At 50.8% G+C, this 25,693-nt stretch carries 27 protein-coding genes, 1 tRNA gene and 2 pseudogenes; 12 read left to right on the top strand and 18 right to left on the bottom strand.

Features of this window, described 5'->3' with window-relative positions; translation table 11 throughout:
- Positions 1 to 55: 55 nt before the first annotated feature.
- Positions 56 to 331, top strand: a complete 276-nt coding sequence (locus tag OGY08_RS15330) for an IS1-like element transposase (RefSeq protein ID WP_000179213.1) — start codon at positions 56 to 58, stop codon at positions 329 to 331.
- Positions 250 to 751, top strand: a pseudogene (locus OGY08_RS15325) (IS1 family transposase). The gene OGY08_RS15330 and the pseudogene OGY08_RS15325 overlap by 82 nt, the downstream one beginning before the upstream one ends.
- Here OGY08_RS15325 and OGY08_RS15320 read toward each other — a convergent pair.
- From OGY08_RS15320 to aspA, 8 genes and pseudogenes are all read right to left on the bottom strand, one after another.
- Positions 686 to 1,348, bottom strand: a pseudogene (locus OGY08_RS15320) (hypothetical protein); the annotation flags it as partial. The pseudogenes OGY08_RS15325 and OGY08_RS15320 sit on opposite strands and share 66 nt — an antisense overlap.
- Positions 1,349 to 1,394: 46 nt before the next feature.
- Complete coding sequence (locus OGY08_RS15315) at positions 1,395 to 2,660, bottom strand: tyrosine-type recombinase/integrase (protein WP_171278910.1); 1,266 nt, start codon at positions 2,658 to 2,660, stop codon at positions 1,395 to 1,397.
- A 195-nt stretch (positions 2,661 to 2,855) separates the two neighbouring features.
- Positions 2,856 to 2,931, bottom strand: a tRNA-Phe gene (locus OGY08_RS15310).
- 152 nt (positions 2,932 to 3,083) lie between these two features.
- On the bottom strand, positions 3,084 to 3,659 hold the full coding sequence (locus OGY08_RS15305; protein WP_008785982.1) for a transcriptional regulator: 576 nt from the start codon (positions 3,657 to 3,659) through the stop codon (positions 3,084 to 3,086).
- A 36-nt stretch (positions 3,660 to 3,695) separates the two neighbouring features.
- Positions 3,696 to 5,405: a protein-disulfide reductase DsbD gene (locus OGY08_RS15300; RefSeq protein WP_125363701.1), complete on the bottom strand. Its 1,710-nt coding sequence runs from the start codon at positions 5,403 to 5,405 to the stop codon at positions 3,696 to 3,698.
- Complete coding sequence (gene cutA, locus OGY08_RS15295) at positions 5,381 to 5,728, bottom strand: divalent cation tolerance protein CutA (protein ID WP_003025447.1); 348 nt, start codon at positions 5,726 to 5,728, stop codon at positions 5,381 to 5,383. Before cutA ends, OGY08_RS15300 begins: the two co-directional genes overlap by 25 nt.
- A gap of 128 nt (positions 5,729 to 5,856) precedes the next feature.
- Entirely contained in the window at positions 5,857 to 7,158 is a 1,302-nt protein-coding gene (gene dcuA / locus OGY08_RS15290) for an anaerobic C4-dicarboxylate transporter DcuA (protein WP_003830670.1), read from the bottom strand.
- Positions 7,159 to 7,273: 115 nt separating this feature from the next.
- Positions 7,274 to 8,710, bottom strand: a complete 1,437-nt coding sequence (gene aspA, locus OGY08_RS15285) for an aspartate ammonia-lyase (RefSeq protein ID WP_003830668.1) — start codon at positions 8,708 to 8,710, stop codon at positions 7,274 to 7,276.
- 338 nt (positions 8,711 to 9,048) lie between these two features.
- On the opposite strand from aspA, the gene OGY08_RS15280 reads away from it, so the two are divergent.
- Positions 9,049 to 9,525 (top strand): FxsA family protein, encoded by a 477-nt coding sequence (locus tag OGY08_RS15280; protein WP_125363700.1) that lies wholly within the window; start codon positions 9,049 to 9,051, stop codon positions 9,523 to 9,525.
- 49 nt (positions 9,526 to 9,574) lie between these two features.
- Here the strand turns inward: OGY08_RS15280 and yjeH are convergent, their stop codons facing one another.
- The gene (yjeH, locus tag OGY08_RS15275; protein WP_125363699.1) at positions 9,575 to 10,840 is read right to left on the bottom strand and encodes an L-methionine/branched-chain amino acid transporter; all 1,266 of its coding nucleotides are present in this window, start codon (positions 10,838 to 10,840) and stop codon (positions 9,575 to 9,577) included.
- A gap of 275 nt (positions 10,841 to 11,115) precedes the next feature.
- On the opposite strand from yjeH, the gene OGY08_RS15270 reads away from it, so the two are divergent.
- From OGY08_RS15270 to OGY08_RS15260, 3 genes are all read left to right on the top strand, one after another.
- A complete protein-coding gene (locus tag OGY08_RS15270) occupies positions 11,116 to 11,409 on the top strand; it encodes a co-chaperone GroES (protein ID WP_000027827.1) in 294 nt (97 codons plus the stop codon).
- Between the two features lie 43 nt (positions 11,410 to 11,452).
- Entirely contained in the window at positions 11,453 to 13,096 is a 1,644-nt protein-coding gene (gene groL, locus OGY08_RS15265; protein WP_003830576.1) for a chaperonin GroEL, read from the top strand.
- Between the two features lie 252 nt (positions 13,097 to 13,348).
- Complete coding sequence (locus tag OGY08_RS15260; protein WP_003025468.1) at positions 13,349 to 13,702, top strand: DUF4156 domain-containing protein; 354 nt, start codon at positions 13,349 to 13,351, stop codon at positions 13,700 to 13,702.
- 88 nt (positions 13,703 to 13,790) lie between these two features.
- Here the strand turns inward: OGY08_RS15260 and yjeJ are convergent, their stop codons facing one another.
- A complete protein-coding gene (gene yjeJ / locus OGY08_RS15255; RefSeq protein WP_125363698.1) occupies positions 13,791 to 14,654 on the bottom strand; it encodes a YjeJ family protein in 864 nt (287 codons plus the stop codon).
- A 183-nt stretch (positions 14,655 to 14,837) separates the two neighbouring features.
- Positions 14,838 to 15,866: an EF-P beta-lysylation protein EpmB gene (epmB, locus tag OGY08_RS15250; protein ID WP_125363697.1), complete on the bottom strand. Its 1,029-nt coding sequence runs from the start codon at positions 15,864 to 15,866 to the stop codon at positions 14,838 to 14,840.
- 41 nt (positions 15,867 to 15,907) lie between these two features.
- On the opposite strand from epmB, the gene efp reads away from it, so the two are divergent.
- The 3 genes from efp to ecnB all read left to right on the top strand — a co-directional run bounded on the left by efp (position 15,908) and on the right by ecnB (position 16,920).
- Positions 15,908 to 16,474, top strand: a complete 567-nt coding sequence (efp, locus tag OGY08_RS15245; protein WP_003025478.1) for an elongation factor P — start codon at positions 15,908 to 15,910, stop codon at positions 16,472 to 16,474.
- Between the two features lie 57 nt (positions 16,475 to 16,531).
- Positions 16,532 to 16,666 (top strand): lipoprotein antitoxin entericidin A, encoded by a 135-nt coding sequence (gene ecnA / locus OGY08_RS15240; protein WP_003830568.1) that lies wholly within the window; start codon positions 16,532 to 16,534, stop codon positions 16,664 to 16,666.
- 107 nt (positions 16,667 to 16,773) lie between these two features.
- Entirely contained in the window at positions 16,774 to 16,920 is a 147-nt protein-coding gene (gene ecnB / locus OGY08_RS15235; protein ID WP_003025482.1) for a lipoprotein toxin entericidin B, read from the top strand.
- Positions 16,921 to 16,951: 31 nt separating this feature from the next.
- Here the strand turns inward: ecnB and OGY08_RS15230 are convergent, their stop codons facing one another.
- Positions 16,952 to 17,551: a helix-turn-helix transcriptional regulator gene (locus OGY08_RS15230; RefSeq protein ID WP_032942159.1), complete on the bottom strand. Its 600-nt coding sequence runs from the start codon at positions 17,549 to 17,551 to the stop codon at positions 16,952 to 16,954.
- A 256-nt stretch (positions 17,552 to 17,807) separates the two neighbouring features.
- On the opposite strand from OGY08_RS15230, the gene sugE reads away from it, so the two are divergent.
- A complete protein-coding gene (gene sugE / locus OGY08_RS15225) occupies positions 17,808 to 18,125 on the top strand; it encodes a quaternary ammonium compound efflux SMR transporter SugE (RefSeq protein WP_000118520.1) in 318 nt (105 codons plus the stop codon).
- Here the strand turns inward: sugE and OGY08_RS15220 are convergent.
- A complete protein-coding gene (locus OGY08_RS15220; RefSeq protein WP_125363696.1) occupies positions 18,122 to 18,655 on the bottom strand; it encodes a lipocalin family protein in 534 nt (177 codons plus the stop codon). The genes sugE and OGY08_RS15220 overlap by 4 nt on opposite strands.
- 93 nt (positions 18,656 to 18,748) lie before the next feature.
- A complete protein-coding gene (gene blaCMY / locus OGY08_RS15215) occupies positions 18,749 to 19,894 on the bottom strand; it encodes a CMY-2 family class C beta-lactamase (RefSeq protein WP_125363695.1) in 1,146 nt (381 codons plus the stop codon).
- 131 nt (positions 19,895 to 20,025) lie between these two features.
- Here blaCMY and ampR point away from each other — a divergent pair, with 131 nt between their 5' ends.
- Complete coding sequence (gene ampR / locus OGY08_RS15210; RefSeq protein WP_020996269.1) at positions 20,026 to 20,901, top strand: LysR family transcriptional regulator AmpR; 876 nt, start codon at positions 20,026 to 20,028, stop codon at positions 20,899 to 20,901.
- Positions 20,902 to 20,942: 41 nt separating this feature from the next.
- Here ampR and frdD read toward each other — a convergent pair whose 3' ends face one another.
- From frdD to frdA, 4 genes are read right to left on the bottom strand one after another with little or no spacing between them, the layout of a single operon-like run.
- Entirely contained in the window at positions 20,943 to 21,299 is a 357-nt protein-coding gene (gene frdD, locus OGY08_RS15205; RefSeq protein ID WP_003025535.1) for a fumarate reductase subunit FrdD, read from the bottom strand.
- A gap of 10 nt (positions 21,300 to 21,309) precedes the next feature.
- The gene (gene frdC / locus OGY08_RS15200; RefSeq protein ID WP_003025537.1) at positions 21,310 to 21,705 is read right to left on the bottom strand and encodes a fumarate reductase subunit FrdC; all 396 of its coding nucleotides are present in this window, start codon (positions 21,703 to 21,705) and stop codon (positions 21,310 to 21,312) included.
- 10 nt (positions 21,706 to 21,715) lie between these two features.
- Positions 21,716 to 22,450: a fumarate reductase iron-sulfur protein gene (frdB, locus tag OGY08_RS15195; protein WP_008785993.1), complete on the bottom strand. Its 735-nt coding sequence runs from the start codon at positions 22,448 to 22,450 to the stop codon at positions 21,716 to 21,718.
- On the bottom strand, positions 22,443 to 24,233 hold the full coding sequence (frdA, locus tag OGY08_RS15190) for a fumarate reductase (quinol) flavoprotein subunit (protein ID WP_003830519.1): 1,791 nt from the start codon (positions 24,231 to 24,233) through the stop codon (positions 22,443 to 22,445). The genes frdB and frdA overlap by 8 nt, the downstream gene beginning before the upstream one ends.
- Positions 24,234 to 24,557: 324 nt before the next feature.
- Between frdA and epmA the strand changes: the two genes are divergently transcribed.
- Positions 24,558 to 25,535: an elongation factor P--(R)-beta-lysine ligase gene (gene epmA / locus OGY08_RS15185; protein ID WP_048215093.1), complete on the top strand. Its 978-nt coding sequence runs from the start codon at positions 24,558 to 24,560 to the stop codon at positions 25,533 to 25,535.
- Positions 25,536 to 25,693 lie beyond the last annotated feature (158 nt).

The following is a 25,693-nucleotide window of genomic DNA, read 5'->3' as shown; positions in this document are numbered from 1 at the left end:
GGTGATGCTGCCAACTTACTGATTTAGTGTATGATGGTGTTTTTGAGGTGCTCCAGTGGCTTCTGTTTCTATCAGCTGTCCCTCCTGTTCAGCTACTGACGGGGTGGTGCGTAACGGCAAAAGCACTGCCGGACATCAGCGCTATCTCTGCTCTCACTGCCGTAAAACATGGCAACTGCAGTTCACTTACACCGCTTCTCAACCCGGTACGCACCAGAAAATCATTGATATGGCCATGAATGGTGTTGGATGCCGGGCAACCGCCCGCATTATGGGCGTTGGCCTCAACACGATTTTACGTCACTTAAAAAACTCAGGCCGCAGTCGGTAACCTCGCGCATACAGCCGGGCAGTGACGTCATCGTCTGCGCGGAAATGGACGAACAGTGGGGCTATGTCGGGGCTAAATCGCGCCAGCGCTGGCTGTTTTACGCGTATGACAGGCTCCGGAAGACGGTTTGCGCACGTATTCGGTGAACGCACTATGGCGACGCTGGGGCGTCTTATGAGCCTGCTGTCACCCTTTGACGTGGTGATATGGATGACGGATGGCTGGCCGCTGTATGAATCCCGCCTGAAGGGAAAGCTGCACGTAATCAGCAAGCGATATACGCAGCGAATTGAGCGGCATAACCTGAATCTGAGGCAGCACCTGGCACGGCTGGGACGGAAGTCGCTGTCGCTCTCAAAATCGGTGGAGCTGCATGACAAAGTCATCGGGCATTATCTGAACATAAAACACTATCAATAAGTTGGAGTCATTACCCTTCATCTCTACTGAAAACGGAAATATCCAAGGCAAAACATATTCCCCCTTCATTTCTTCTATATTTCTGTACAATTTTCTCAGAAAGTCGCTCGTCGATTCTTCTTCTGTCTTAAAATACTTTCGCATATTCAAAAACATCTTTCTGCATCAGCATTTCGACACATTTAATTATTTCTTCCAGTTCACGCATTACAGATGAGTGATTATACAGTCAGTTTACAAACATCAATGTTTCTGGATATTGTCCCCATAACGAGTTGTATGTTACATAATAATCTTCAGCGGTATCGGGTCCGCCAGAAAGATTATGCCGCACAGCAAGTGGAAAGGGATGTAAATTTCCGCGGTGTAAGATTTTGTGGTAAAACCGTGGCGAAAAGCTATCGCACCTTTAATGTATTCTCCATTCAGAAAATACAGAAGACTAAGTTCATACCAGTAAGGTGAAAATTCAACTACATGCACCATCAGTACATGGACTGCCCCTCATGGTCGCCATGAGCGTAACAATTCCGGTCCTATCAATCAGCGTGCTCCCTGATTATCTTCGGGGTTGTACGCCAGTATTTTATCAATGAGTGCTCTTCCCCTGTGAGGGAAGAGCATGTGTGTGTATGGAGTTCTGTCACCTTCTCAAAGGATTATTAATTTTTGCATAGTCAAAAGGGCTGACACTCTGTTCCCTGTTAGCATCCAGAAAATCAGCCCACCACTGCAACATCAGCTTTCGCTCATCCAGATGTTCCGCTTTATGGATATACGCAGCCCGCACTGTGTTACGTTCCATATGGCTCATCTGACGTTCGACCGCATCCCTGGACCAAAGACCTGACTCAATCAACGAACTACAGGCCATTGCCCGGAAGCCGTGACCACAGACATCGACCTTTGTATCATAGCCCATCAGACGCAGTGCGTTATTTACAGTGTTCTCACTCATGGGTTTCCATGGATTGTGATCGCCGGTGAAAATCAGTTCATGTTCTCCGCTGATAGTGTGGATCTGCTTCAGTATATTCACCGCCTGAGTAGATAGTGGCACAAGATGCTCTGTTCGCATTTTTGAGCCACGATGGGAATACTTGACCCCTTCAATAGGTTTCCGCTCAGGAGGAATGGTCCACATGGCTTTCTTAAAGTCGATCTCAGACCACCTGGCAAAGCGTAGTTCACTGGAACGGATGAAGATAAGCAGAGTGAGTTTAGTTGCCAGTCGGGTGAGAGGTTGTCCTCTGTATCCATCCAGTCGTTCAAGAAGCTCTGAAATGCGATTTAAGGCGAGGGCAGGGCGGTGCTGGCGTTTCACCGTGGTTAACGCGCCAGCCATATCCACGGCAGGGTTATAGGTGATAATGCCTGACTGGGCAGCATAGCGCATGATTGCAGTGATACGCTGCTGAAGGCGCGCTGCAATTTCATAGATCTCTTTGGCTTCGGCAGCCTTTACTGGAACAAGTAAATCGGGAGTCCTGAGGGTGGTAATATCACGTGAGCCAATAAAGGGAAACGCATGAGTTTCGAGGCTTTTCAGTATCTTCTCACTATGTGAGGCTGACCATTTTTTGTTACTCTTATGCCACTGCCTTGCGATGCCTTCAAATGTCTGAGCTGCTTCGGGTACTGACTTTTTGATCCGTTTCTGTTCGCACGGGTCAGTTCCCTCAGCTATCAGCTTCCTCGCCGTATCGCGTTTTTCCCTTGCTTCTGATAACGAGACTTCAGGATAGACACCCAGAGCGAGCGTTTTCTCTTTGCCCAGAAACCGGTAGCGGAGCCGCCAGTAGCGCGAGCCGTTAGGGTGAACGAGTAAAAACATGTTGCCGCTGTCGGCAAGTTTATAAGGTTTTTCATCCGGCTTTGCTGCTCGGATTTTCGCGTCAGTGAGCGCCATTGGCGGGGTCTCCTGATAGTAAAAGGGGTATAAATTTTATCGAATCAGACTATACCCTCAGTTGTACCCTCGCAAGGGACTTGATGCGGGTTGAAGTTGATTGAATTGGGTGGAGTTAAGGAATTGTAGAAGTGTTGATTTTTGCGGGCTCAGAATGCAAAAACGGACCTCCGTGGAGGTCCGTTGATATGAATTTGGTGCCCGGACTCGGAATCGAACCAAGGACACGGGGATTTTCAATCCCCTGCTCTACCGACTGAGCTATCCGGGCAACGGGGCGCATTAAACCGTATTCACGTCTGTCAGTCAATCAAATTTCTGGAAACATTGTTCAACCGCTTAATATTGCGGCAATCTGCATGGTTATGCCTGAAGTTTGCACAAATATTTCCGACAGAGGCGACGAAAACAGATAATGCTCGCTTAGGTCAGCGCACCGCCCATTCGGCACTGGGCAAAGCGCAGGATATCTTCAGCCAGGCGGTGTGCCGTTTCGACATCAGCATGGCTACGATTAACCAGCATGCGGCTCAGGCAGCCTTCCAGCACCAGTTCCATCTGTTTGGCGACCATTGCCGGGTCGTCAACTTCCAGCGTCGTCAGCAGCTCATGGGTGAAGTCATGTGCCGCCTTTTTTTGCTGATCGGCTAACTGATGGATCGGATGCCCGGGATCGGGGTAAAACGTACAGGCGGCGATGAACAGACAGCCGGGATAGCGATTATTGCTCACGCATTCGGACAGCGCAGTGTAGCGCGCCAGTAATTTCTGCTCAGCGCTCAGCGTGTCATCCAGTAAAAGCTGACGCCGCCAGATATCCACCCGCTGGCTGAGGTAACGTAGCGCATCGTACAGAATGGCCTCTTTATCGGGCCAAAAGCGCTGCAGTTCATCCAGAGGATAATCGATGCGTTCGGCCACCATTTCCAGCGTGGTATTGGCTATCCCTTGCACCTCAAGTAATTTCAGGGCTTCTCCCAGGACATCTTCACGTTGCACGGTATTCTCCTCCGTATTTCCTGTTGCAAGTGTCGCTCACGGTTGGCGATCGCGCAAATGTGCGCTGAAGGTCGCGGCATCCATAAAGCCCGTAACCCGAGCTTCCGGGTGCTCTTTCCCCTCGGCATCAAAGAACAAGATAGTCGGCAAACCTAAAACCTGTAGATGTTTCAGGAGTGCGACATCCTGTGCATTGTTTGCTGTCACATCCGCCTGCAATAGCACTGTGTTGCCTAGCGCTTGCTGAACCTGCGGATTACTGAACGTGTATTTTTCAAATTCCTTACAGGCTACACACCAGTCGGCATACAGATCCAGCATGACTGGCCTGCCTTTAGCTTGCGCCAGTGCTTGATTTAACGCATCTATCGATGCCACCGGCGTGAAGTTAAGATGTGCCTGGGTTTGAGCATGTGGCGCGCCGAACGCCCAGTCTTGCAATGGACGCACGCTTACCAGTGCTGCGGCTAACAGGACAATCTGCACGATACGCATCCAGGCGTGCTTTGCCTGTAGGCTGGTGATGAACGCCCAGCCAAAGAACGCGACGCCTAGCAGTGACCATAAGCGAACGCTCCACTCGTCGCCAACGATACGTTCGAGCAAGAAGACGGGAAGCGCCAGAATGACAAAGCCAAAAGCGGTTTTGACATGTTCCATCCATGGGCCACTTTTAGGCAGCAAGCGGTTGCCAAATACGGTAATCAGCATCAGGGGTAATCCCATCCCCAACGCATACAGATACAGTGTGCCGCCTCCCAGCCACATGTTCCCGCTCTGAGCGATATACAGCAAAATCGCGCTTAGCGGGGCCGTTGTGCAAGGAGAACAGATGAGGCCAGCAATCGCCCCCATCGCAAAGACGCTGCCGGGAGATCCGCCTTGCTGGCGGTTACTCATTAGCGTGAGACGCGTTTGCAGTGATGAAGGCAATTGCAGCGTGAACAAGCCAAACATCGACAGAGCCAACAGCGTAAAGATGACGGCAAGACCAATCAGGACGTAGGGATGCTGAAGCGCAGCCTGGAACTGCAAACCGGCGGCTGCAACAACCAAACCCAGCGCGGTATAGGTGAGCGCCATACCTTGAACGTAGATAAACGTCAGCAACAGTGCCCGTCCGGTTGATAAGCGTTGCTTGCCACCCAGTACGATACCGGAAATCAACGGATACATCGGCAATACGCAAGGCGTAAACGCGATACCAATTCCGATCAGCAATGCCCATAGCGCGGAGAAGGGGAGTTGGGCCGTGGGCTGCGGTTTTTCTTGCGGATCTGCAGTGGCTGGGGCTGGTGCAGGGGCCGCCGCGGAACCAGAAGACACTTCACTTAATGGCACCGTTTTTGTTTCTGGTGGATAGCAAAATCCAGCGTCGGCGCAGCCCTGATATGTGACCGTTAATGTTGCGCCAGACTTAGCCTGATTGACCGTGATCGGGACAGTCAGCTGTTTACGGTAAATCTCACTTTTGCCGTAAAACTCATCTTCATGCCAGACGCCTGGCGGCAGTTTTACCTCAGCAATATCGGCCTGAGATGGCGTAATGCTTATCTGTTTGCGATACAGATAGTAGCCATCTTTAACCTGCCATGTGAGGTTCAGATCGTGTTGGTTTTGCTGAAAATCAAAAACAAACGCCCGATCGGCAGGAACAAACTGCGAGCGGCCAGGCGCGTCAAATAATCCGGCAAAGGTAGATGTGCTGCACAGCAGCAGGATCAGCGTAAGGATGCGTTGAGCCATGAGCGGTAATCAAAGTCTCCGTGAGTGACGGGTAAAACCAGAAGTTCAGGTGTTTGATATGGATGATGTGACTTCAGGCAATCGAGAAGGGCTTGCTGGTGTGTGACGGTGGTTTTTAAAATCATCTGGACTTCATATTCCTGTTCCAGTTTGCCTTCCCAATAGTAGAGGGAGGTCGCACCGGGTAGCAGGGTCACGCAAGCAGCCAGCTTTTCCGCCAGCACTTTGGCGGCGAGATCCTGGGCGGTTGCTTCATCCGGGGCGGTACAGAGCACCACAACGGTATCGGGGATGGAAATATCCTGACTCTTTACATCAAGCATAAACACCTCGAAAGAACAGAGTAACCAGCAAAAGAATGGTCACTATACAACGGACGAGGGAAGGATGTTAGTTAAAGCGGGGTGGGGAGGAGGAACTGCAGGGCGCCCAGGCACCCTGCAGGAAAAACTTACAGCATGAAGCTGCCCAGCAAGAAGCCGAAGCAGACAGCCAGAACCACACCCAGAGTACCCGGGATGAAGAACGGATGGTTAAAGACGAATTTACCGATGCGAGTTGTACCGGTGTCATCCATCTGAACTGCCGCAACCAGAGTTGGGTAGGTTGGCAGAATGAACAGGCCAGAAACCGCGGCGAAAGACGCAACAGCAGTCAGTGGGGAAACGTTCAGGGCCAGAGCCATCGGCATCAGTGCTTTAGCGGTTGCAGCCTGAGAGTACAGCAGTGCAGAAGCAAAGAAGAAGATGACAGCCAGCAGCCACGGATGACCCTGAATTACGCTACCTGCAGTATCTTTGATCCAGTCAATGTTGTGAGATACGAAGGTATCACCCAGCCATGCAACACCCAGGATACAAATACAGGCGCTCATACCGGCTTTGAAAGTGCTGGAGTTCAGGATGGAGTCAGTTTCAACGCGGCAGATGATCGTGGTCAGCGTCGCGATGCTCAGCATGATGATCAGGATTGCGTTGGTGGTGTTCATCAGCGGTTTAGCGACCAGACCGAGGCTTGGGCTGTTGACGATCGCATATACGACGACACAAACCACGCCCAGCAGGAACAACCAAACAGAAGTTTTTGCGCCCGCTTTGATTTCAACTTGTCTTTCACCACGCAGTTCAACCAGGCCTTCTTCCAGACGCTTACGATAAATCGGATCGTCAGACAGTTTGGAGTTGAACAGCGCAGTTACCAGGAAGGACATGACCAGAACAGCCAGCAGGGTGGACGGAATGACCACGGACAGCAGGTGAATGTAGCTGATGCCATGACCTTCCATTACGGAAGACATGTAAACCACGGCTGCGGAGATTGGAGACGCCGTAATCGCAATCTGTGCAGAAACCACTGCAGTAGAGAGCGGACGGCAAGGTTTGATCCCTTGTTCTTTCGCAACTTCAGCGATAACTGGCAGCGTTGCCAGAGAGATGTTGCCGGTACCTGCGAAGATAGTCAGGAAATAGGTCACGATAGGTGCAAGGATCGTGATGTATTTCGGGTTTTTACGCAGCAGTTTTTCAGTTTGATGAACCAGATAGTCCAGACCACCTGCAATCTGCATAGCTGAAATGGCAGCGATAACCGCCATGATGATGGAAATAACATCGAACGGGATATTACCGGGTTTTACGCCGATAGCGGCGAGAACCAGAACACCCAGCCCACCTGCAAATCCAATACCGATACCCCCAAGTCTGGCACCTAAAAAGATTGCCAGCAAAACGATGATAAGTTCTAAAACTATCATATTAGCCTTCCTTGTTGTTTAACAAGTTGATATTAAATTGTTGTTTTTAAGTAACTTCGAGTAAGAAAAAAGGCACGTCATCATGACGTGCCTTCTCCGGTACTACCCTACACGATTACTGTTCGCTTTCATCAGTATAACGTTTTGCTTTATAAGCAGGGTGCATCAGGTTCTGTGCAGAGAAGATATCGTCCAGTTCAGACTCGGTCAACAGACCGCGCTCCAGGACAACTTCACGTACGCTCTTACCGGTTTCGGCACAAATTTTACCGACGATGTCGCCGTTGTGGTGACCAATGAACGGGTTGAGGTAAGTAACGATGCCGATGGAGTTGAATACAAACGCTTCACAGACTTCTTTGTTAGCAGTGATACCACTAACGCATTTTTCCAGCAGGTTGTAGCAAGCATTGCTCAGAATGTGAATGGATTCAAACATTGCCTGACCAATGACCGGCTCCATTACGTTCAGCTGCAGCTGACCAGCTTCAGATGCCATGGTTACAGTGATGTCGTTACCGATGACTTTGAAGCACACCTGGTTTACGACTTCCGGAACAACCGGGTTCACTTTAGCTGGCATGATAGAAGAACCAGCTTGCAATTCCGGCAGGTTGATCTCGTTCAGACCCGCACGCGGACCAGAGGAGAGCAAACGCAGGTCGTTACAGATTTTGGACATCTTCACAGCCAGACGTTTCAGTGCGCCGTGCACCATAACGTATGCGCCACAGTCAGAAGTTGCTTCAATCAGATCTTCTGCCGGAACACAGGCGAAGCCGGTGACTTCAGCCAGTTTCTGTACTGCCAGCGGAGAGTACTCTTTCGGTGTGTTCAGACCAGTACCGATTGCTGTCGCGCCGAGGTTAACTTCCAGCAGCAGCTCAGCGGTACGGCTAATGTTTTTCACTTCTTCTTTCAACAGTACGCTAAAAGCATGGAATTCCTGACCGAGGGTCATCGGTACAGCATCCTGCAGCTGGGTACGACCCATTTTCAGGATGTCCTGGAATTCAACAGCTTTTTTCTCGAAGCCTTCGCGCAGCTGGTTCAGTGCATCAACCAGTTTGATGATGGATGCGTATACAGCGATACGGAAGCCAGTTGGGTATGCGTCGTTGGTAGACTGACATTTGTTAACGTGGTCGTTCGGGTTCAGGTACTGATATTCACCTTTCTGGTGACCCATCAGTTCCAGACCGATATTGGCCAGAACTTCGTTGGTGTTCATGTTGACGGAGGTACCCGCACCACCCTGGTAAACGTCTACCGGGAACTGATCCATGCATTTTCCGTTATTCAGGACTTCATCACACGCCGCGATGATGGCATTTGCCACACTCTTAGGAATGGTTTGCAGCTCTTTGTTGGCCATAGCCGCTGCCTTTTTAACCATTACCATACCGCGAACAAATTCAGGAATATCGCTGATTTTGTTGTTGCTAATGTAGAAGTTTTCAATCGCTCTCAGAGTGTGGACACCGTAGTAGGCGTCCGCTGGAACTTCCCTGGTACCCAACAAGTCTTCTTCGATACGAATGTTGTTTAACATGTGAACCTTCTTTTTCAAGCTGCCAATGATTTGACTAAACACACAGGATATATGTGATTTCGATTGTTTCTCGACCGACGATTATCCCCTGCATCGGTCTGATACCCGAGATCATATGCTGGTTCAGGATTTCTACCGTAATCTGGATCACTTAAAGCGTGGAATTTACCCCTTATTTATTATTCTGTGAAATGGATCACCCCTTTGTGATTAACCCCAAATATTAGTGTACAAGCCACTTGAAATTTTGCTAACCACCACAATATCAAATCGATGCGATTAACATAATTTTTCGAACAGAAGTTGAACAAAACGGCTGTTATTAACAGGAGATCCCTTTGCGCTGGATACCATTACTTGCCATTTTTCTCTATGTTTACATAGAGATATCTATTTTTATTCAGGTTGCCCATGTGATGGGCGTCCTGATGACGCTGATTTTGGTTATTTTTACATCGGTTATCGGTATGTCTCTGGTTCGTAATCAGGGATTTAAGAACTTTTTACTGATGCAACAGAAAATGGCGGCAGGTGAAAGTCCGGCTGCAGAAATGATCAAAAGCGTATCGCTGATTATTGCCGGTCTGCTGTTGGTGCTGCCCGGATTTTTCACCGATTTCCTCGGTCTTCTTCTTTTATTACCCCCGGTGCAAAAACATCTGACGATGAAACTGCTGCCACATTTGCGTTTTTCGCGTATGCCTGGCGGTGGTTTTAGCGCCGGAACGGGTAGCGGTGAGACTTTTGATGGTGAATTTCAGCGCAAGGATGACAAGCGCGACAGCATCGAACATAAAGACGATCGTCGGGATTAAGCATCAGTTTGTAGGCCGGATAAGCGTTAGCGTCATCCGGCAAAAGTGTTTATAGGCCGGATGATGGCGTCAACGTTGCCTTATCCGGCCTGCGGGGTAAAAACAGCCACAGTCCTGCCAGCATAATCAACGCGTACAGACTCTTCCAGCCGACCATCGCCAGTAGCAGTAGGCACAGCAGACCGCCAATGATCGCCAGTGCGCGATAATGCCCTTTCAGTAATCGACACCCCGCCAACATGCACAGCAAATAAATCATAATAAAGATGCCGTTGGCGTAGACGATTAACGCATCGAGATTGATTTGCAGCATATAGATGCACAGAGTACTGATTACGCAGCAGCCCAATACGGCGTTTAGCGCATTGCGCGGAAGGTGTCGGGGGGACAGACGAGCCAGATAACTCTCCGGCTTATACTGCGCTTGCGACCAGACCAGCCGGGCGAAGCTTTGTATATAAATGTTGAGGCTGGCAAAACAGGCTAGATAACCAATGATGCAGGCGACCCACAGAGCTTGTACGCCAAACAGTTGCACGACGATCTCTGGCAGCGACGCTGCGGCCGCCATTTGCTCGCCGTAGGCACCAAAATGGAGAACGACAACGGTGCATGCCCAATAAACAGACCCTGCCAGCAGCAGGCCGATCATCAGTGCGCGTGGGAAGTCTCGCTCCGGATTTTTGAATTCAGACGCCAGGTGAGCAAACGCTTCAAGGCCGACAAAGCACCAGAACATGACCGACAACGCGGCGAACAGGCCGGGAAGCTCAATATCGGTAATCGCAGGGAAGGGGATTTCGCCAAGTGTCAGATCGCCCGCCCACCAGATAGCAACAATCAGGGCAACAATCAGTCCTGCAATGACCGTTTGTAGATTCGCGCTGGAGCTTGCGCCGCGAGAGCCGATGTACCAAACCAATGCCAGCGTACCGAGCTCAGCCAGCAAAAGCTGCTCGTCATGCCAGCCAAACATCGCCTGACCGAATCCGGCGGCGATATGCAATGCCGCAGGCAAACCGACAGGAATGACCGACAAAAATAGCCATCCGGTGACGCGCTCCAGGCGTGAACCAAAGGCCATGCCGACAAAATGCGCCACACCGCCTGCGCTGGGAAAATGACGACCCAGTACGGCGAAGACAATCGCTACGGGAAAGACCAAAACAATCAGCACCGGCCATGCCCACAGGCTGTTGTTGCCCGCAACCAGTGCGGCCAGCGCGGGGACGGCAAAAACGCCTGTACCTAACAATGATGTCGACAACAGGCCAACGCCCTGAGCCAGTCCCAGCTCTTGTTTCAGTCCGCTCATAAGTTGTTATCCGGTTATGCCCATTGACCGGGCTACAGCGCAGATTTTTGATGGTATCACAATCAGATTTGCTTATGACGACGTGACTGAAATCGTTATGAAATGTGAGGTGCGTCGGCGTTTTGACGGGATTTTCTGCTGATAAAAAATTTTTTTCGCTTGCCCCCTTGAAGGCACAAAACCCCATCCCCATCTCTCTGGTCACTAGCCGGGAAACCGTTTACGGGCCGGCGTCACCCATAACTGATAAAGACTTTCTCAAAGGAGAGCTATCAATGAGTATTCGTCCGTTACATGATCGTGTGATCGTCAAACGTAAAGAAGTTGAATCCAAATCTGCTGGCGGCATCGTACTGACTGGTTCTGCAGCAGGTAAATCAACTCGTGGCGAAATCATCGCTGTCGGTAAGGGTCGCATCCTGGACAACGGTACCGTACAGCCGCTGGACGTGAAAGTCGGCGATATCGTTATTTTCAACGATGGCTACGGTGTTAAATCTGAGAAGATCGACAATGAAGAAGTGTTGATCATGTCTGAAAGCGACATCCTGGCGATTGTTGAAGCCTAATCCGCGAACGACACTGAACATACGAATTTAAGGGAAAGAGAAAATGGCAGCTAAAGACGTAAAATTCGGTAACGACGCTCGTGTGAAAATGCTGCGCGGCGTAAACGTACTGGCAGATGCAGTGAAAGTTACCCTCGGTCCAAAAGGCCGTAACGTAGTTCTGGATAAATCTTTCGGTGCACCGACCATCACTAAAGATGGTGTTTCCGTAGCACGTGAAATCGAACTGGAAGACAAGTTCGAAAACATGGGTGCGCAGATGGTGAAAGAAGTTGCCTCTAAAGCGAACGACGCTGCAGGTGACGGTACCACCACCGCAACCGTACTGGCTCAGTCCATCATCACTGAAGGTCTGAAAGCCGTTGCTGCGGGCATGAACCCGATGGATCTGAAACGTGGTATCGACAAAGCTGTCGCTGCTGCTGTTGAAGAACTGAAAGCACTGTCCGTACCGTGCTCCGACTCTAAAGCTATTGCTCAGGTTGGTACCATCTCCGCTAACTCCGACGAAACCGTAGGTAAACTGATCGCTGAAGCGATGGACAAAGTCGGTAAAGAAGGCGTGATCACCGTTGAAGACGGTACCGGTCTGCAGGACGAACTGGACGTGGTTGAAGGTATGCAGTTCGACCGTGGCTACCTGTCTCCTTACTTCATCAACAAGCCGGAAACTGGCGCAGTAGAACTGGAAAGCCCGTTCATCCTGCTGGCTGACAAGAAAATCTCCAACATCCGCGAAATGCTGCCGGTTCTGGAAGCTGTAGCGAAAGCAGGCAAACCGCTGCTGATCATCGCTGAAGATGTTGAAGGCGAAGCGCTGGCAACTCTGGTTGTTAACACCATGCGCGGTATCGTGAAAGTCGCTGCGGTTAAAGCACCTGGCTTCGGCGATCGTCGTAAAGCAATGCTGCAGGATATCGCTACCCTGACCGGTGGTACCGTTATCTCTGAAGAGATCGGTATGGAGCTGGAAAAAGCAACTCTGGAAGATCTGGGTCAGGCGAAACGCGTTGTTATCAACAAAGATACCACCACCATCATCGATGGCGTGGGCGACGAAGCTGCAATCCAGGGTCGCGTGACTCAGATTCGTCAGCAGATCGAAGAAGCAACTTCTGACTATGACCGTGAAAAACTGCAGGAGCGCGTAGCGAAACTGGCAGGCGGCGTTGCGGTTATCAAAGTTGGTGCTGCGACTGAAGTTGAAATGAAAGAGAAGAAAGCCCGCGTTGAAGATGCCCTGCACGCTACCCGTGCTGCTGTAGAAGAAGGCGTGGTTGCTGGTGGTGGTGTTGCGCTGATTCGCGTAGCGTCTAAAATTGCCGGCCTGAAAGGTCAGAACGAAGACCAGAACGTAGGTATCAAAGTTGCGCTGCGCGCAATGGAATCCCCACTGCGTCAAATCGTACTGAACTGCGGCGAAGAGCCGTCTGTAGTGGCTAACACCGTGAAAGCTGGTGACGGTAACTACGGTTACAACGCTGCAACTGAAGAATACGGCAACATGATCGACATGGGTATCCTGGATCCAACCAAAGTAACTCGTTCTGCTCTGCAGTACGCGGCTTCTGTTGCGGGTCTGATGATCACCACCGAGTGCATGGTTACCGACCTGCCGAAAGGCGATGCGCCTGACTTAGGTGCTGCCGGTATGGGTGGCATGGGTGGAATGGGCGGCATGATGTAATTTAATCTTCATACTTCAAGCCGCAGGTTCGTTGGCCGCGTTCGTTCACCCCAGTCACTTACTCATGTAAGCTCCTTGGGATTCATGAACTTGCCGCCTGCCTGCAACTTGAATTATTTGATTAAATACGCATCTCGCGAAAAATGAGAAACCCTCGGGCAGAAATGTCTGGGGGTTTTTCTTTTGGTCATCTTTTTAGTATATGATTCAGCTACGGACATAACGTCCAACTAATTGATTATGGGGAATGACATGCACGTGAAATATTTAGCAGGGATCGTTGGTGCCGCGCTACTGATGGCGGGTTGTAGCTCCAGCAACGAACTGAGTTCTGCCGGGCAAAGCGTACGTTTTGTTGAAGACAAGCCTGGCGCAGAGTGCCAACTGATAGGCACCGCAACCGGTAAGCAAAGCAACTGGCTTTCAGGCCAGCACGGCGAAGAGGGCGGCTCAATGCGTGGCGCAGCAAACGATCTGCGTAATCAGGCTGCGGCAATGGGCGGTAACGTGATTTATGGCGTCAGCAGCCCATCGCAGGGAATGCTGTCCAGCTTTGTTCCTACCGCCAGCGAGATGATTGGACAGGTTTATAAGTGCCCTAATTGAGAACTGCTGCTGATGCCGGATGGCGACGCTAAAGCGTCTTATCCGGCCTACGGTACGAATGATCGTAGGCCTGATAAGCGCAGCGCCATCAGGCATTCTGAGTCTTATGCGCAGACTGAACGCGTAAATGATGCAATGCGCGCAGGCACTGATCCTGATTGAGCTTTTGCGTCTTATCACCCGTCAACGTTCTGACAAACACCTGGCACGGTACACCGGCAAGTTTTTTCAGCCGCGGGCTGAAGTCGAGAAGACGGCGAGTAATGGCTTCGGCTTCTTTGCTACCGGAAAGGGCGCGAGTTTTCACTACCGAACCACAGAACTGGGCTTTTCCTTTATTGTCTGTATAGCGGTAAATAATCGCCAGATAATGATTAAACAGGTTATGTTTCCATTCGGGTTGTGTATAAGAGTCGTATTCCAGATTGTCGTTTTGCTGACAATCAACATCGTACAGCGGCAGGAAATCCAGCAGCGATGTTATTCGTAGCGCGAGTTCTCTCATGCCAGAATTATTTATTGCGTGAATAATTGCATGCGCCAACACCTGAATCTGTAATTCATTAACCAGTAATTCGCATGTTTGTCCGTCATGTAACGTCAGAGAAAATGTTAAATTCTCGCCTTTGTCATCCACTAACATCAGCGAATTTATGCGACGGTTAATATCCGCATTTTTTAGTTCATCTTCCTGAATTGACGGAATATTCTCGTGCATTTTTTTGCTGGCTTTATCACATGTCTTTTCATATTGCATACGCTCGTCTGTGTTTAGCTGTGAAATGGCGTACAGCCGGCTCTCCAGCGCGATAAGCAGGTCTCTAAGTCCAAGTGGAGAGAGAAAAAAGAGAGATTCTTTGTTTCTTGGTTCTTTTATTTTTAATGCCATGGCAACAAATTCATTCTTTTGGCGAATAATGCCAGTATTAACGCCCTTAATACTTATAGCCATAAAAGGTTCTCCCTAACCATATATTTATTAATATTCTGCATTTGAAACTATTGATAAAATTTACGAATGAATGATTGAACTGCGCTAATTAAAATAGCACAGATTAAAAGCGAGGCTCCACTTGTGGGGGTTTAAATAATAAGTAATCGTGGTGAGTGTCCGGAATCGGACACTCAGTAATAGCTATTGTTGACGTAACTGCAGATCCAGCGGTGTTTTACTTGGCTCTCCACCAATTTCACGCGCCAGTTTGGGGACCATATAGCCGGAAACTAGCGTCAGAAGCTCACGCATAATGCGACGCGCTTCATCGTCGCTGACCATAAAGTGTGCGGCACCCTGCACTTTATCCAGCACGTGCAGGTAATAGGGCATCACACCGGCATCAAACAGTGCGTTGCTAAGGTTAGCCAGGGTTTGCGCGTTATCGTTCACGCCACGCAGCAATACGCTTTGGTTGAGTAACGTAACGCCCGCGGCGCGCAGACTGCTCATCGCCTGGCGAAACGTCTGATCAATTTCATTGGCATGGTTAATGTGATTGACCAGCAGAATCTGCAAGGAGGAGTGCGCAAAACGCTCGACCAGTCCTTCTGTAATGCGCGCCGGGATCACTATCGGCAAACGGCTGTGAATACGCAGACGCTTAATGTGCGGGATAGCTTCCAGTTGCGTGAGCAACCAGTCCAGTTCGTGGTCCTTGGCCATTAACGGATCGCCACCAGAGAAGATGATTTCATCCAGCTCAGGGTGCGCGGTAATGTAGTCGAGGGCGACCTGCCAGTTGCGCTTATTGCCCTGATTTTCGGCGTATGGGAAATGCCGGCGGAAGCAATAGCGACAATTTACCGCGCAACCGCCTTTAACCAGCAGCAGTGCCCGATTGCGATATTTATGCAGCAGACCGGGAACCACGCTGTGCTGTTCTTCCAGTGGGTCGGTTGAGTAGCCTGGCGCGGCCACAAACTCTTCCTGGGCAGTCAGTACCTGACGTAAAAGCGGATCGTCCGGGTTGCCTTTCTCCATGCGGGCAATAAACGCACGCGGCACGCGCAGGGCGAAAAGCCGTCTCGCGTCGCGTCCGGCCAACAGTTTTTCATCTGCATCTATGTTTAAAAGATGCAGAAGTTCATCGGGATCGGTCACAACATCGGCAAGTTGCGATAACCAATCTTCTCTGGATGGGGTATTTAGGGTTACAATATGCGCCATTTTGTGGCTTAGCTACCAGTTAACAATTTTCAGAGGGCCTTATGGCAACGTACTATAGCAACGATTTTCGTGCTGGTCTTAAAATCATGTTGGACGGCGAACCTTATGCGGTTGAAGCCAGCGAATTCGTTAAACCAGGTAAAGGCCAGGCGTTTGCGCGCGTTAAGCTGCGTCGCCTGCTGACCGGTACTCGCGTAGAGAAAACCTTCAAGTCTACTGACTCCGCTGAAGGCGCAGACGTAGCCGACATGAACCTGACCTTCCTGTATAGCGACGGTGAGTTCTGGCACTTTATGAATAACACCACTTTCGAACAGCTGGCTGCAGACGAGAAAGCGGTAGGCGATAACGCTAAATGGCTGCTGGACCAGGCTGAATGCATCGTGACCCTGTGGAACGGTCAGCCGATCTCCGTAACTCCGCCGAACTTCGTTGAGCTGGAAGTTGTTGAAACCGACCCAGGTCTGAAAGGCGATACCGCTGGTACTGGCGGCAAACCGGCTACCCTGTCTACCGGCGCAGTTGTTAAAGTTCCGCTGTTCGTACAGATCGGCGAAGTGATCAAAGTGGATACCCGCTCCGGCGAATACGTTTCTCGCGTAAAATAAGTCTTCCATTTGATCTTATGGCGCAGGTTGCTGCGCCATACTTTTTCCAGGGCAGGAATGATGAAACGTCTTCTCGGTCTTGTAATGCTACTCCTTTTCACCAGCACCCTCCTGACAGGATGCAATACCGCGCGCGGCTTCGGTGAAGACATCAAACATCTTGGCAATTCAATTTCTCACGCCGCCAGCTAATCCTTTCATATAGTCTTAAAAACGGGTGTTTATCCATCACACTCCCGGATCTTGTCTATTATTAAGTAGCTATACACAAACAATATTGGCTAGAAAAGGAAGACGTTATGGTTAAGAAGACAATTGCTGCGATCTTTTCTGTGTTGGTACTTTCTTCCGTTTTAACCGCGTGTAATACCACACGAGGCGTAGGACAGGATATCTCTGAAGGCGGTAGCGCAATCTCTGGTGCAGCGACAAAAGCTCAGCAATAATGAAGAACGGTACGACGTACGTGTCGTACCGTTAATCTCCCTTCCCTGGGAGTGAAAGGAACGGCGAGAAGCGGTTCCCCAGGTGCAGTTTCATACGGATATTCCGCTTATAGGTGTAGACCGTTTTGCCATGAATGCTGAGCGCGGCGGCAATGGCATTGTTACTCACACCATCCATCCACATTGATAATACTTTCTCCTCCTGCGGCGTAAGCAAAGGCGTGGCGTTTTTGGCTATTTCTAATGCAGGGCGAACCTGAAGCGCTTCCTGAATTGTGTTGGAGAGTGTGTTCAGCGTGGTGTGCTTGGTCAAGACCGAATGGGCTACGGATTGAGAGGGCACGATGGGGGCATGCTGTCTGTCTGCTGATTGCAGTAAAATCAGTGGGATGACGCCACAACTCATAAAAAAAGGTTTAATTGGCGGACTGGAGTGCGTCTCGCTAATAAAACTGTATAAATCCGCGATCACCAGATGCGGTTTCCATTGCAAAATATGCTCTTTTGCTAACAGGAGATTATTGATTCCTGATACCAGAAATGAGGAGCTGAACCTGCCAGAATGATTAAGCAAGGCCTCTATCCCTGTGCGGGTAAAGTGGCACCGGTCAATCACTAAAATTTTAAGCATAAACGTTTCGCATTCAGAAGAGGGGCAATCGACTTTCTGGTTTCAGAAAGCCCTTCATCATAGAGAACTCCGATGAGTGCCAAATGCGGGAACTACGCCGCTAATTATGCTTAATTCTTGCTTTTAGCAGGCAGTGAATAAAAAGGTTGAAATTCATTTTCTTCCGGGCAAAAATGCCATTTCACACATCAGCTTTGCAGGACGACCTGCAAACGCTTCATTCACCGGGGACGGCCCCATTGTTCTGGAGCCTGATATGTCCTGGATCGTTTTATTAATTGCAGGTTTGCTCGAAGTTGTCTGGGCGATTGGCCTGAAATACACCCACGGTTTTACGCGTCTTACGCCAAGCATTATCACTATTGCGGCGATGATCGTCAGCATCGCCATGCTCTCCTGGGCAATGCGCACGTTGCCTGTAGGAACCGCTTATGCGGTCTGGACCGGTATTGGCGCTGTTGGGGCGGCCATTACAGGGATTTTGCTGCTGGGTGAGTCTGCCAGCCCGGCACGTTTGCTGAGCCTTGGGCTGATCGTTGCTGGCATTATTGGTCTGAAGCTGAGCACTCACTAAGCGCCAGGCTGTTTCACCCAAATCAGTTTATTCACTTCAAACCCTTCTCGGGTCGCGATGGCTAACATTTGCTGTTTCATTTCATCTGAAATAGTCGGGGTCCGTGAAAGGATCCACAGGTAGTCGCGATCCGGACCACAAACCAGCGCGTGACGATATTCCCGGTCGAGTGCAATTATGTTATACCCGCCATAGAAGGGGCCGAAAAAAGAAACCTTAAGCGCGGCTCTGCTTGGGTCGCCGGTGAAATAGGCTTTCCCTTCCGTTTTCTGCCACATCTCCCTGTCAGGGTTATAGCCCTTGTTAATAACGTTGATGCCGCCGTCGTCGCGCAAGCTGTATGTTGCGGTCACTTTATCCAACCCGCGCTCGAAACGATGGTCGAAGCGCGCAATTTCATACCAGGTTCCCAGATAGCGTTTGGCATCAAAGTTATTTACCACGGTAACGCCTTTCGGCGGTGTCGGGGAGCTACACGCGACAACCAGGAATGCAGCCGTAACTGCAGCAACGACGGGCAAAATGCGCATGGGATTTTCCTTGCTGTATTTTTGTTAAGTGTAGATGACAACAGGAAAAAAAGAGAAAGAAAGGAGGCCCAATATCCTGGGCCTCATCGTCAGTTATTGCAGCTTTTCAAGAATGCGCCAGGCCGCCTCGACACGGACAGGGTTAGGATAGCTTTTGTTTGCCAGCATCACGATGCCAAGGTTTTTTTCTGGAACGAAGGCAACGTAGCTGCCAAATCCACCAGTGGATCCCGTTTTATGCACCCATGAGGTTTTCACTGCCGGGGCGGGCGGGTTTACCTCAACGGCGGGAAGCGCTGCCAATGCCACTTTGCTGTCACTGCCGTTGATGATCGAATCAGCTTTCAGCGGCCAGTTCAGCATCTCCCAGCCTAATCCCTGGTACATATCGCCAATACGCCAGTAGCGAGACTGCGCAAGCGCAATGCCCTGCTGGAGCGTTTTCTCCTGAACGCGGCTGGCGTCCATGTTGACCTGAATCCAACGGGCCATATCGGTAACGTTGGATTTCACGCCATAGGCTTCGGCGTCAAGTTGTCCAGGAGTAACGTGTACAGGCTTCCCTTCGCGATAGCCCCAGGCATAATCTTTTTGTTCGTTCTGCGGAACTGTAATCCAGGTATGCGCCAGTTTTAATGGTTGCAGGACGCGTCTGGTCATTGCCTCTTCGTAACTCATTCCTGAGGGTTTCACCGCCAGCGCGCCAAACAGACCAATGCTGGAGTTAGCGTAAAGACGCTTAGCGCCCGGAGTCCATTGCGGCTGCCAGTTTTGATAAAAACGCAGTAATGCGGCTTTATCTGTAACGTCATCGGGGATCTGCAGCGGTAGGCCGCCTGCCGTATAGGTGGCTAAGTGCAGCAGGCTGATACCCTGCCACTGTTTGCCTGTCAGTTCTGGCCAGTATTTCGTGACCGGATCGCTGAGCTTAATTTCGCCGCGGGCGATAGCATCGCCGCCCAACACGCCGTTAAACGTCTTACTGACCGACCCTAGCTCAAACAGCGTTTGCTGCGTGACTGGGTGGTTATTGGCGATATCGGCTTTACCCCAGGTGAAATAATAGGGTTTTCCCTGGTAGATAACGGCAACGGCCATACCCGGAATAGCCTGCTCCTGCATCAACGGGGTGATGGTGCGATTAACGATATCGGCAATCTGTTGTTCTGTTTTGGCGGCGGCAAACGTGGAGTATGAGGCTGTCAGCAGCAGAGCGCAGCATAACGATTTTTTCATCATGAAATCAGTTCCGTAATTAAAAGCAAAAAGATGTCCGGGCCCGTCAGACGCAATCAGTGTGTTTGATTTTCACCGTGTTGACAAACGGTTAAATTTAGCAGCAGATATAAGTTTTTCTAACAGGCCGGATGATGACGCGTAGCTATATCCCTCTTAACTCGCTGCGGGCTTTTGAAGCCGCGGCCAGACATCTCAGTTTTACCCGCGCCGCGATTGAGCTCAACGTGACGCATTCTGCCATCAGTCAGCATGTAAAAGCGCTGGAGCAGCAGCTAAATTGTCAGCTTTTTGTGCGCGGTTCTCGTGGATTAATGTTGACGACTGAAGGGGAAAGTCTGTTACCTGTACTTAATGACTCTTTCGATCGTATGGCGGGGATGTTGGATCGTTTTGCCACCAAACAGACCCAGGAAAAACTTAAAATTGGCGTGGTGGGGACCTTTGCGGTTGGGTGTCTGTTCCCTCTACTGGGCGATTTTAAGCGCAGTTACCCGCATATTGATTTGCATATTTCTACCCATAATAACCGCGTGGATCCCGCTGCCGAAGGGCTGGATTATACCATTCGCTACGGAGGGGGAGCCTGGCACGATACCGACGCGCAATATTTATGTAGCGCGTTGATGTCTCCACTGTGTTCGCCAACATTGGCTTCGCAGATTCAAACGCCTGCGGACATCCTGAAATTTCCGTTATTACGATCGTATCGGCGGGATGAATGGACGCTTTGGATGCAGGCCGCCGGAGAGGCGCCCCCGTCACCGACGCACAACGTGGTGGTGTTTGATTCGTCCGTCACCATGCTGGAAGCCGCGCAGGCGGGGATCGGTGTGGCAATTGCACCAGTCAGAATGTTCACGCATTTACTCAGTAGGGAACGAATCGTTCAACCGTTTTTAACGCAGATTGATTTGGGAAGTTACTGGATAACGCGTTTGCAATCGCGTCCGGAGACACCCGCGATGCGTGAATTTTCCCGTTGGTTGACAGGAATGCTGCACAAATAAAAAGGCCCGCCAATGGCGGGCCTGATAATTAACGCATGTACTTAGATGGTCAGAATGCCAATAGCCGTTACGACGGTCAGGATTGCTGCCAGTCCGTAGAAGACCCATTTGCCAGCAGGCACGTGGATTTTCAGGTCATGCATCGCGTGGTGCATACGGTGTAAACCACACCACAGCGGCAGAACGATCATCAGGAACAGAAACGCACGTCCGATGAAGCTCTGAGCGAATGCCAGTACGCGTTCATAGCTGAAAGCATCAGGAACAAAGCCCAGCGGCAGCATAATGCCTACCAGCAGGATCATTACTGGCGCAATGATTGCGCTCCACATACCGCCTGCACCAAACAGGCCCCAGAATACGGGTTCGTCAGAGCGTTTTGGATTTGGATTAATCATTCCGGACTCCTTACCAGAACAGGGCAACAAACAGTATGACTACTGTCGCAACCACAGTAACTGCCCAGAGACCTTTGATGATCGGCTCTGGCCCCATTTTTTCGTCTTTTACGATGATGTTGGCTGCTTTTGGCGCCAGCTCAAACCAGGTTTTGGTATGCAGCAGCGCTGCTGCCAGGGCGATAATGTTAAGGATTACCACCACCGGGTTTTGCAAAAAGGCGACAAAGCCCATCCAGGACTCTGCACCATGCTTGAGTGCAAACAGACCGATAATCAGTTCAATGCTGAACCAGACTGCCGGAACTGCCGTGCCTTCACGCAGCATGTAAAAACGATAAAATGGCAGCTTTTTCCACCAGGTGGACGTCATTGGCCGCACATAGGCTTTACGTTTAGTCGTCATCGTGCACTCCTTAGCGTGGTTTCAGGGTAGCGATAAGAAAGTCTTTTGAACTTTCAACTTTACCCTGCTGAATGGCCGCAGCCGGATCGACGTGTTTCGGGCAGACTTCGGAGCAGTAGCCCACGAAAGTACAGGTCCAGACGCCGTTCGGGCTGTTCAACTGAGCCATACGCTCCTTCTTACCGTGGTCGCGGCTATCTTCGTTGTAACGATGCGCCAGCGTAATCGCAGCCGGTCCAATGAACTCAGGGTTCAGGCCGAACTGCGGACACGCGGCATAGCACAGACCACAGTTGATGCAACCGGAGAACTGATGATACTTCGCCATCTGCGCCGGAGTCTGGGTGTTTGGACCCTGATCCGGTGTACGCGGGTTACCGATAATGTACGGTTTGATTGCTTCCAGGCTTTCGATAAAGTGCGTCATGTCGACGATCAGATCGCGCTCAATCGGGAAGTTGCCCAGCGCTTCAACCTTCATGCCGTTGGTGTAATCACGCAGGAAGGTTTTGCATGCCAGTTTCGGTACATTGTTGACCATCATGCCGCAGGAGCCGCAGATCGCCATACGGCAGGACCAGCGGTAGCTCAGGTCCGGTGCCAGGTTATCCTTGATGTAGCCCAGCGCATCCAGCAGTGACGTGGTTTCATCATAAGGAACTTCGTAGAAAGCACTGTGCGGCGCGGTATCGGTTTCCGGGTTATAGCGCACCACCTCAACTTTCAGGTTTTTCATCTCAGCCATTCGCCTTCTCCTTCTTATCGGCTGCTTCCGCTTCGCCACCGTAAACACGTTTAGCCGGTGGCAGAGTGGTGATTTTCACGTCGCTATATTCCAGGCGAGTCGTGCCGTCAGCATCGCGGAAGGCGAGGGTGTGTTTGAGGAAGTTCACATCGTCACGCTCGGTGCAGCCTTCATCCAGACGCTGGTGCGCGCCGCGGGATTCTTTACGCGCCAGAGCAGAGTGCGCCATACATTCAGCAACGTTCAGACCGTGACCCAGTTCGATGGTATACAGCAGGTCGGTGTTGAAGACGCTGGAGGTATCAGTGATACGTACGCGCTTGAAGCGTTCCTGCAGTTCCGCCAGCTTATCAACGGTTTTCTGCATGAGTTCCGGCGTACGGTAGATACCGCAACCTTCTTCCATGGACAGGCCCATTTCGTCACGGATCTTAGACCAGTTTTCGTTACCTTCCTGATTAACCAGATCTTTCAGACGTTTTTCAACGCCAGCAACCTGTGCATCAAGAGCGGCACTGTTTGCAGCGCCAGCCGTTGCAGCGCGTTCTGCTGCCTGCTCACCGGCCATACGGCCGAAGACCACCAGTTCTGCCAGGGAGTTAGAGCCCAGACGGTTAGCGCCATGCAGACCAACAGAGGAACATTCGCCGACAGCGAACAGACCTTTAATGCGGGTTTCACAGTGCTGATCGGTTTCGATACCGCCCATGGTGTAGTGCGCGGTCGGACGTACCGGGATCGGTTCTTTAACCGGATCGACACCCACGTAAGCTTTCGCCAGTTCGCAGATGAACGGTAAACGTTCGAGCAGTTTTTTCTCGCCGAGGTGACGCAGGTCGAGGTGAACCACATCGCCACGCGGAGTTGAAATGGTGTTGCCTTTGCGCCATTCGTGCCAGAACGCCTGAGAAACTTTGTCGCGCGGACCGAGTTCCATGTATTTGTTTTTTGGCTCGCCCAGCGGGGTTTCCGGACCCATGCCGTAGTCTTGCAGATAACGGTAGCCGTTTTTGTTGACCAGAATACCGCCTTCACCACGGCAGCCTTCAGTCATCAGGATACCGGATCCTGGCAGACCTGTTGGGTGATACTGAACGAATTCCATATCACGCAGCGGAACGCCGTGGCTCAGCGCCATGCCCATACCGTCGCCGGTTACGATGCCGCCGTTGGTGTTGTAACGGTAGACACGACCTGCGCCGCCCGTTGCCATCACGACAGCGTTAGCACGGATTTGCACCAGCGTGCCTTCCATCATGTTCATGGCAACCAGGCCGCGAGCATGACCGTCGTCAACCAGGATATCCAGAACGAAGTGTTCGTCAAAGCGCTGAATCTGCGGGAACTGCAAAGATGTTTGGAACAGCGTATGCAGCATGTGGAAGCCGGTCTTATCCGCGGCAAACCAGGTACGCTCGATTTTCATACCGCCGAAGCGACGTACGTTGACGCTACCGTCTTCACGACGGCTCCATGGGCAGCCCCATTGTTCCAGTTGCGTCATTTCAGTTGGGCAGTGGTGGACAAAGTAATCCACGACATCCTGCTCACACAGCCAGTCTCCGCCTGCTACCGTATCGTGAAAATGGTAGTCAAAGCTGTCATGATCCTGCGCGACAGCAGCAGAGCCGCCTTCGGCAGCAACGGTATGGCTGCGCATTGGGTACACTTTTGAGATCAGTGCGATTTTAGCGTTGGGATTTGCTTGTGCGGCAGCAATTGCAGCACGTAATCCCGCGCCACCGGCGCCTATAATGGCAAGATCGGCTTGAAAGGTTTGCACGACATTCCTCCAGATTGTTGTTATTTCATCCCTGCCTGAAATCAGATGCTTCATCGGCTTCAAACAGGTTATGAACGCGTTTCCACTGCTCCTTTATAGGTACAATAGTATAGTCTTAGGGATGTGCGGGAAATTTGACGTGTTCGATTTTTTTAGCGTGTCATAGGGGGGAATTATCATTGAATTTGATTAATTTAATTACTAAACCACCCTAAGTCGCTTTTTTTATCCAATTGCCAGTGATGATTAGTGCTGCCTGAAATTTGTCTCGTTAGCGCGATACGAGTAGACTTCGTGCCCTTGTCATAAATCGGAGAAACAACCATGAGCGAAACGGCAACCTGGCAGCCGAGCGCGTCCATCCCCAATCTGTTAAAACGTGCAGCAATTATAGCGGAGATTCGCCGCTTTTTTGCCGATCGTGGCGTGCTTGAGGTTGAGACCCCTTGTATGAGTCAGGCAACGGTAACGGATATCCACCTGTTCCCGTTCGAAACGCGTTTCGTTGGCCCTGGACACTCCCAGGGAATGAATCTCTATTTAATGACCAGCCCTGAATACCATATGAAGCGCCTGCTGGTGGCAGGATGCGGCCCGGTGTATCAACTGTGCCGCAGCTTCCGTAATGAAGAGATGGGGCGCCATCATAACCCTGAATTCACCATGCTTGAGTGGTATCGTCCGCACTACGATATGTATCGCCTGATGAATGAAGTGGATGATTTGCTCCAGCAGGTGCTGGACTGCTCACCTGCGGAAAGCCTTTCTTACCAGCAGGCCTTCCAGCGCCATCTGGAGATTGACCCGCTGTCTGCGGATAAAACCCAACTGCGGGAAGTGGCGGCGAAATTGGATCTCAGCAATATCGCTGATACCGAAGAAGACCGGGATACCTTACTGCAACTGCTGTTTACGATGGGTGTTGAACCGCATATTGGTAAAGACAAGCCGACGTTTGTGTATCATTTCCCGGCCAGCCAGGCATCACTGGCGCAAATCAGTACCGAAGATCATCGCGTGGCTGAACGTTTCGAGGTTTATTTCAAAGGTATTGAGCTGGCGAATGGTTTCCATGAATTAACCGACGCGCGCGAACAGCAGCAGCGGTTTGAACAGGATAACCGCAAACGTGCCGCACGAGGCTTACCACAGCAACCTATCGATACCAACCTGCTGGAAGCGCTGAAAGTCGGCATGCCGGATTGCTCAGGCGTGGCGCTGGGCGTTGACCGTCTGGTGATGCTGGCGCTGGGCGCAGAGAGCCTGGCCGAGGTAATCGCATTTACCGTCGATCGCGCATAACTTACTCTTCCGCAATACAAAGTGGTGGCTTAATCGCCACTTTGTAGCATATTTTTTCATTTCCCCTCTAATAGCCACAATTTACACCTGGATATTTGATATCGTTTAGGTATCAATTCTGTGTTGATTTTTTTATCGCTGAACTCTGCAAAGAGAGC

It is taken from the genome of Citrobacter sp. Cpo069 (assembly GCF_030332785.1).
Lineage (GTDB): Bacteria > Pseudomonadota > Gammaproteobacteria > Enterobacterales > Enterobacteriaceae > Citrobacter > Citrobacter portucalensis.
This window is presented reverse-complemented; position numbering and strand designations above follow the sequence as displayed.